The following is a 7,733-nucleotide window of genomic DNA, read 5'->3' as shown; positions in this document are numbered from 1 at the left end:
GTGGCGCTCCCATGAAGAACCTGGCCCATAGCGCATCCTTTGATTCGGACGAAAAGTATGCGCCATCAAAGCCTGGGATCAAACAACTAGCAGTCATCGGAATTCTTAGATAGCAAACCTTCGTCCACGTCCCAGCTCCTCGCCCAGACCGCGGAAACGGACGCGGTGGTTGTGGGCTCAACGTAGGTCTTGCCATTGCTGATCAGCGTGATTGCGCGGCAGACGACCGGTTCGATCTTCCGCGCGTGGCGCAAGGACGATGTGGACGCGAGCCGCCTCCAAGTGCGGCTCAAGATTATCGAGATTCTGGACGATGGTGACATCGAGGAGATCGCGCCGCGCATCTCCCAGTCGGCCAACAATCAGAACAAGGTCGACATGGCCGACTTCTCGTCCAATCATCCCTTCCACCGACGGTGCAGGAGCTTTCGGGTCGATCTGGGCGCCCCCGGCGGGCGGTATGCAACGTCAGTCACGCTGGTTCTAGGAACGTGCGCGCGGTAGCGACGAAAGCTTCCTGCGCAGGCGTTTGACTGCGGCGTCGGCGCTGGCGCACCGGAGAAGTCTGCTGTTCGGGCTTCGTGCCGGCCGCTGCTCGCGCCAACTATGGCTAAGTTCGCCGTCCCATCCGCTCGTCACGCCGTTCAGCATCGAACGCCTGGCTACCCTTCTCAGTCCATAATCGTTGTGCTTGCTCGCCTTCTGGGCTCTCGACCTTCGCGGTCATCCAGAGCATCGCGCCGTAGTTGGCAGCGCGATCGTAGTTGGTCAGATTAACGATGCCTGCCTTGACGAGGAGGCCGATCGGTAATGCGATGGATTTTGCACGAACATACACGAACAAACATATTAATTTGTGTTGCAGCCATGTTGCAGGGACAGCAAGGAATGGGCTGAGACATGCCCGGAAAGAAAGGATTTAAGCGACAGAGAGCCGGAAAGTTCGTGCAACATGGTACTACCCCAACCGTAATCGCCAGAAATCGAAATAAGCTCCCGGATGGGTTGGGCCGCCTTGGACATGGCGCAGACCATCGATAAGATGGGTCTCGCCACCTACCTTGGACCGCGTCCGCAAATTGAAAAAACGCGAATATGTTGGGCGCGAAGCTCGTTACTTCTGGCGAAACGCGGAGTGGAACGACACAGCCAGCGGGCCTAAAATGTAGTCCAGTGCGGTGCGTTCCTCGGTGACGATCATGACTGACGCCGGCATGCCCGGATAAAGCGCAATCTGTGGGGCCGCGGCCAATTCCGCGGGATCGACCGCTACGTCGGCAAGATAGTAGGGAAGCCCGGTCTTGCTGTCGGTGACGCGATCCGCCGAAATGCGGGTGACCCGTCCATGAATGACCGGTATCGAACGCTGCTTGTAGGACGTGAAGCGGACCTCGGCCGTCATGTCGGCGCGCAGGCTGGATATGTCCTCGACCTTCACCTGCGCCTGAACGATCAACGAATTCCTAGTCGGCACGATGTCGAGGATGGTCTGGCCGGGGGCGACGATCGCGCCGGTCGAGAAAACGGTGAGATTCATCACCTGGCCGTCATAGGGCGCCCGCACTTCGGCGCGGTCGACCGTGGCCTGCGCGGCGAACATTTTCGGTACCAGGTCGGCGAGGTTGGACTGGGCGTCGATCAGCATGGTTGAGAGTTTTGCGCGGCGCTCGTTGGTGAGCTGCGCAATCTGGCTTTCAAGCTCGGCCTTACTCTGGCGGTTTCCGGCTATATCGCCGAGAGTCTGGTCGATCAGGCCCTGCAGGTCGGAGGCGGAGCGGTCGAGCTCCAGGACACGCGTGCGCGTTGTCAGGCCGGCCTTCAGCAACTTGTTGAGGCCTGCCTTTTCATCAATTGTCGACTTGAGCTGCGCACGAAAAGATTCGACGCGCGCCTGCTTTCCATCGATCTGCTCGTCGAGTTCGGCTATCCGTTTCTGCAGGATCTGCTTGGCACCGGCCATCGAGGCGCGCTGGCTCCCGAGGTCGACAATTTGGTTGGTCATCGCGTCCTGCAGATAGGCCTGGTGCTCAGCGGTGATGTCCTTCGGAAAGGCGACTGCCTCATGGCCGTCGAGCTCTGCACGAATGCGGGCATCGGTAGCGCGCAACAACGCATATTGCTGCGAATAGAGGTTGAATTCGGAACGGGCGTGCGTGTCGTCGAGCACCACCAGCACATCGCCTGCCTTGACGATGTCGCCATCCTTGACGCGGATCTCCTTCACCGTGCCGCCGTCGAAATGCTGTACGCTCTTTCGATTGCCTTCCACCTTGACGATGGCGTCGGCGAGCACGGCGCCGTTCAGCGGGGCAAAAGCCGCCCAGCCGCCGAAGATACCGAAGAAGGCAATGATGATCAGCAGGCCGACAGAGGCCGGCACCCGGATCGAATCCGGGGCCAGGATACCGGTTTCGCCGGACAGGCTCCGGTAGGTGAGGGCGCCGTCGCTCATCGATCTCTCCGGCCACAGCTCATTGGGTTGCCACCGCCATTGGAGCCGCGCGCTGGTTGAGCAGCGCCACGATCTCGTTTCTCATGCCGAAGGCCTCGACGGCGCCATCGCGCAACAGAAGGATCTTGTCGACATTGGCCAAGGTCGAAGGCCGGTGCGAGACGATGATCACTGTGCTGCCGCGGCGCTTGAGCTCGATCGCGCACTCGCTCAGCGCGCGGTCGCCATCGGCGTCGAGATTGGAGCTCGGCTCGTCGAGAATGATCAGGTTCGGCGTCCCGAATACCGCACGAGCAAGAGCAATCCGCTGCCGATATCCTCCCGACAGCACTGCGCCGCCTTCGCCGATCTGGGTCTCGTAGCCCTGCGGCAGCCGAATGATCATCTCGTGAACGCCGGCGAGCCGCGCGGCGGCTATCACCTCCAGGTCGACATTGGTCTTGAAGCGGCCGATGTTGGCGGCGACCGTATCGGCGAAGAGTTCGATATCCTGCGGCAGGTAGCCGATGTGGTCGCCGAGCGCGTCGTGCCCCCACTGCGACAGGTCGGCCCCGTCCAGCCTGACGGTGCCGCGGCTGGGTTGCATGACGCCCGCGAGATGACGCGCCAGCGTCGACTTGCCGGCGCCGGAAGGGCCGACGATTCCCAGCGCCTCGCCTGCGTCCAGCCGGAATGATACGTCGCGGAGAAGCACTTTCTGCTGGCTGGCAATTGCAAAGCTGACCTGCTCGACCGAAATCTTGCCGGTGGGCTTCGGCAGGTTGAAAGATCTTTCGTTCAGCGCGCCCCCGTCGACCAGCTTCTCGACCCTTGCCAACGCCGCCCGGGCCAGGATCAGGCTGCGCCAAAGGCCGACGATCTGCTCGACCGGCTGTAGCCCCCGGCCCAGCAAGAGGCTCGCCGCAAACATGGTGCCGCCGGTGATCTGCCGCTCGATCACCAGATAGGCGCCGAGGCCGAGGATCAGCGACTGCATGGTGAGCCGCAGGAACCGGATCAGGCCGGACATCAGGGCGGCGCGATCGCTTGCCTCCGCTTGGCGCCGCAGCGCCAGGTTACGGTCGCGCCCCCAGCGGCGGATGAGACCGTCGATCATCCCCATGGCGCGAACGACTTCCGAGTTTCTGAGGCTCATTTCGGTAAAGTTGTAGTTGGTCGTCGCCAGGTCGTTGGCCTGCTTCAGCGGCGAACGCACGAGATACTCGTTGAGCACGGCCATGGCGATCAAGAGCAGCGAGCAGCCCAGCGCGAAGAAGCCGAGCCACGGATGCAGCAGGAAGATGATGCCGATGTAGATGGGTGACCATGGCAGGTCGAACAGGGCATGGATGCCGCTGCCGGTGATCACCTGCCTGAACGTGTCGAAATCGCGGATCGGCTGGCTTTGCGAGGAGCCCGGCGATGGGGTCTCCACCGACGCGGCGAGGACTTTTGCCGACAGCAACCGGTCGAGCCGCGCGCTGGCACGCGTCAGGATGGAGGCGCGCACCAGATCGAGGCCGGCCAACGAAAGGAAGGCCGCCAGCAACACCAGGGTGAGCATCACCAGCGTGGTTTCGCTGCCGCTGGTGACGACCCGGTCGTAGATCTGCAGCATGTAAAGCGGGGACGCGAGGTAGAGCAGATTGATCGCCAGGCTGAATGCCGCCGCAACCAGGAAATAGCGGCGGCATGCCCGAAGCGCATCCTTCACGATCTTGGATTTGTTGTCGAGACTCAACGACCCAGCGGAAAACCGCCCCCCTGGCCACGCCCGGAACCGATAGTACTCCTGATCCTTCGATCGGCCACGTGGTTCCCTTCCTATTCCTGCCGTAAACCTTAATTCGTAAGCTGAATCAGGAAACGGTAGCATGAGGAGAGCCAAGGCTGTCCGCGCGGCTCTCCTTTTGGTTCACATCACAAAGTCGCTCATTTGCACCACCGTCCTGCCGGTGCCGTCGTCGGCAAGTGTGAAGCTGTGGGCATCGTAGACGCCGAGCAGGTGGAGCGTGGCGTTGTGCGTGCCGTCCGTGACGGTCAACGTTCCCCCGGCGCCGTCGAGGTCCGCCTGATAGGCAGCGGACGTTCCGGTGCCGAACAGGATGTCTTCGAGGTTCACCTTGTCGTCATTGGTGATGCCGGCGATGCTTCCGCTGAAATCGAAGGAATCGTCCAGCTGCAATGTGCCGGCGGCATTCGCCGCGAACGTGACGTCGGTTGAAGAGGCCGCACCGAACTCCAGCTTCGACAGGTTGCCGATGGTGGCATCGCCGTCACCGGTGACCTGGCCGTTGATGTCAATGTTACCACCATTGGCCCAGATCATGCCGGAATTCGCCAGCCCGCCGGTGATCGTAAGGCCGCCGGAGCCGGTTGCCTCCAGCGTTCCCGAATTGACGACGACGCTGCCTCCGGTGTCGACGACCAGCGCATTCGAGCCGGTGGCGATGATGGTGCCGCTGTTGTCGAGGCTGAGCATCCCGCCGCCCATCTGGCCGGCGCCCGATATCGTGTTGTCGACATTGACCAGAGTGACGTCCGGCCCCGTGCCGGAGATCATGTTGGCGGCGCTGTCGGACAGCAGGATCTGCCCGCCACCCTGCAGGGTCACGCCATGCTGGATAATTTGCAGCAGCGTATTGCTGCCGGTCGAGTCCAGCGAGATAAGGCCGCTATTGTTGATCGTGCCGCTCAGCGGCAGCAAGGCGCCGTCGCCGATCGTCATGGTGCCGGCATTGTTGACCACCGGCGTCTGGTCGAAGACGAAATTGCTTCCGGTCAGTGCGCTCGAGTGCACGCCATCAAGGGTGATCGATTGCCCATCACCAAGCGCGATCACCGCGTTGCCGTTGGCGTCGTCGGTGATGTGCGTCTGGAGATCGGAGAAGCTTGCCAATCCGTTGTAGCCGATGAGGTCGATCTGGTCGGCTGCGGCGTCGAAATAATGCACCGTATCGGCGCCGATCGGCTGCGAGAAGACGAAGAGATCGTTGCCGCTCGAGCCGGTCAGCACGTCGTCGCCGGACCAGGCAAAGATCGGCGAACCCGGAGCGTAAGCCTCGACATTGTCGGCGATGGACGCGCTGCCCAAGGTGCCGTCGGCATTGGTCCAGGTCATCTGGACGTCGAGCACGGCTGCCCCGGTGAAACTGGTCGGTGTGGTAACGGTCAGCCCCTGCAGGTCGTTGGTCTGTGTCGTCCAGGTTCCGTCGGCAATATGGGTTGCGCCGTCGATGGTCCAGCCCGAAGGTACGTCCTTCACAGTGACGGTGATGAGTGCGCCCTCATGCGATGGATCGGTAAGGGCGAGATTGATGGGCTCGCCGGACGTGCCGGCGGGCTTGAGGCCACCTTGGCTGACTGCTGCAGTCGTATGACCGGTTGTATCCGAGAATGCTCCGGCATCGATGCTAAGGGTGTAGGACGATCCGTTGCTGCTTCCTGCGCCTTTGTCCACTTGGAATGTATACTGAGTGTGGGCTGCGTTGAAGCTTCCTGACCCAGCGATCACACTGACATTTGGCAGGCCGGATACATGCATCACGTTTGATAGATTTCCAAAATTCGCATTGACGGCGGTCGTAAACGTTATGGTGACGGTACTTGGGTCAGCGTTATTCCCCTGTTTGCCATCCGCTACCAAGCTAATTAGCCCGGGAGTAACTTCGTCCGTGCCGAAGACCGTCACAGCCAGGTTGGCCGATGTTGTTCCGCCATGCCCGTCCGAGACGGTGTAAGTGAAGCTGTCCGTGACGGTCTGGCCCGCCGCCAGAGCCTGCACACTGGGTTGGGCGTTCGCCAGAGTATAGGTGTAGGCTCCGGTCGCCTTGGTGATTACAAGCGAGCCGTAGGTTCCGGTCCTGGTGAATGTGGTGCCGTTGTCGATGCCGCCGGAGAGCGCGGAGACAGCCAGTGTATCGGCATCAGGATCGCTATCAGCATGGTCCGAGAATGTTCCCGACGGCGCGCCGGCATGTGCCAGCGTCTGCAGCACGTTGCCGGTGGCGTTGGTGTTGGTGTCTTCCTTCGCCCAATTGGTGTCGTCCACCACAATCGGATTGTCGTTAACCGCGGTAACGGTGATCGCGACCGTGTCGCTGTCGGTCAGGGTTCCGCCCGATCCGCTATTGCCGGCATCACTGGTAAGGACGGTCAGCGTGTCGCCGCCGTTGAAGTTCGCAACGCCCTTGTAGACGACGTTGTTGAGCGCAGCCAAACTGGTGTTGATCTGCGCCACCGTGCCGGTCAGCGTCACGGATCCGGTGCCGCTGCCGGAGATCGCGGCGCCGCCTGCCGATGCGACCGTCAGTGTGCCGTGCAGCACCGACAGCGTCGTGGTGATGTTGGTGGCGCTGCCAGCATCTGCGTCGGCAATCGCCAGGCCGGTGACAGAAAGGTTGGTGTCCTCGGCGACCGTCTGCGGTGCCGGCACCGTATTCACTGGTGCGTCGTTCACGGGCGTGACGGTGATCGCGACCGTGTCGCTGTCGGTCAGGGTTCCGCCCGATCCGCTATTGCCGGCATCGCTGGTAAGGACGGTGAGCGTGTCGCCGCCGTTGAAGTCCGCGACGCCCTTGTAGACGACGTTGTTGAGCGCAGCCAAGCTGGTGTTGATCTGCGCCACCGTGCCGGTCAGCGTCACGGATCCGGTGCCGCTGCCGGAGATCGCGGCGCCGCCTGCCGATGCGACCGTCAGTGTGCCGTGCAGCACCGACAGCGTCGTGGTGATGTTGGTGGCGCTGCCAGCATCTGCGTCGGCAATCGCCAGGCCGGTGACAGAAAGGTTGGTGTCCTCGGCGACCGTCTGCGGTGCCGGCACCGTATTCACCGGCGCGTCGTTCACGGGCGTGACGGTGATCGCGACCGTGTCGCTGTCGGTCAGGGTTCCGCCCGATCCGCTATTGCCGGCATCACTGGTAAGGACGGTGAGCGTGTCGCCGCCGTTGAAGTTCGCAACGCCCTTGTAGACGATGTTGTTGAGCGCAGCCAAGCTGGTGTTGATCTGCGCCACCGTGCCGGTCAGCGTCACGGATCCGGTGCCGCTGCCGGAGACCGCGGCGCCGCCTGCCGATGCGACCGTCAGTGTGCCGTGCAGCACCGACAGCGTCGTGGTGATGTTGGTGGCGCTGCCAGCATCTGCGTCGGCAATCGCCAGGCCGGTGACAGAAAGGTTGGTGTCCTCGGCGACCGTCTGCGGTGCCGGCACCGTATTCACCGGCGCGTCGTTCACACTGGTGACGTTGATGGTGAAGGTGTTGGCCGACTGGTCGAGATCGACGCCGCCATTGGCGGTGCCGCC

At 62.2% G+C, this 7,733-nt stretch carries 5 protein-coding genes; 1 reads left to right on the top strand and 4 read right to left on the bottom strand.

Annotated elements, in window-relative coordinates:
- Window positions 1–195: 195 nt before the first annotated feature.
- Window positions 196–504, top strand: coding sequence for an AIPR family protein (locus tag NKI46_RS30750; protein WP_023738787.1), 309 nt, complete (start codon window positions 196–198; stop codon window positions 502–504).
- Between the two features lie 106 nt (window positions 505–610).
- Here the strand turns inward: NKI46_RS30750 and NKI46_RS30745 are convergent, their stop codons facing one another.
- From NKI46_RS30745 to NKI46_RS30730, 4 genes are all read right to left on the bottom strand, one after another.
- On the bottom strand, window positions 611–838 hold the full coding sequence (locus NKI46_RS30745; protein WP_502896856.1) for a conjugal transfer protein TraD: 228 nt from the start codon (window positions 836–838) through the stop codon (window positions 611–613).
- A 276-nt stretch (window positions 839–1,114) separates the two neighbouring features.
- Window positions 1,115–2,452, bottom strand: coding sequence for an HlyD family type I secretion periplasmic adaptor subunit (locus NKI46_RS30740; protein WP_023738789.1), 1,338 nt, complete (start codon window positions 2,450–2,452; stop codon window positions 1,115–1,117).
- A 19-nt stretch (window positions 2,453–2,471) separates the two neighbouring features.
- Window positions 2,472–4,172: a type I secretion system permease/ATPase gene (locus tag NKI46_RS30735; protein WP_023738790.1), complete on the bottom strand. Its 1,701-nt coding sequence runs from the start codon at window positions 4,170–4,172 to the stop codon at window positions 2,472–2,474.
- 174 nt (window positions 4,173–4,346) lie between these two features.
- Window positions 4,347–7,733, bottom strand: a 3,387-nt coding sequence (locus NKI46_RS30730) for a beta strand repeat-containing protein (protein WP_352749676.1), incomplete at its 5' end; no start/stop codon positions are given.

The sequence above is a fragment of the Mesorhizobium sp. M0615 genome (assembly GCF_040320805.1).
Lineage (GTDB): Bacteria > Pseudomonadota > Alphaproteobacteria > Rhizobiales > Rhizobiaceae > Mesorhizobium.
The sequence above is the reverse complement of the archived record's forward strand: the minus strand, read 5'-3'. Positions and strand labels throughout refer to the sequence as shown.